The 411-nt window shown below is 65.9% G+C and carries 1 protein-coding gene; it reads left to right on the forward strand.

Features of this window, described 5'->3' with window-relative positions; all coding sequences use genetic code 11:
* The coding region (locus AC1DSF_RS31035) for an Ig-like domain-containing protein (protein ID WP_478184150.1) at nucleotides 1-411 on the forward strand (411 nt) is incomplete at both ends.

Consider the following 411-nt stretch of genomic DNA (forward strand, 5'->3'; position numbering starts at 1 on the left):
CGCCGGTTGGCGAGACGAAGGTCGACGAGGACGGCAACTGGAGCTTCACGCCTGATACGCCGCTGGGCGAAGGCAAGCACGAGTTCACGGTGGTCGAGCGTGATCAGGCGGGTAACGAAAGCAAGCCGTCGGATCCGCACGTGGTGATCGTGGACACAACCCCGCCGGGCCAGCCGGCCGTTGGCGAAGTGACTGACGACGTGGGCTTGGTTCAGGGTCCGGTGCGCAATGGCGAGAGCACGGACGACACGACACCGACGCTGGTGGGCAAGGGCGAGCCGGGCGACACGATCGTCGTGATCGACAACGGCACGCCCGTTGGCGAGACGAAGGTCGACGARGACGGCAACTGGAGCTTCACGCCTGATACGCCGCTGGGCGAAGGCAAGCACGAGTTCACGGTGGTCGAGC

The sequence above is a fragment of the Variovorax sp. 01N429 genome, assembly GCF_056399425.1.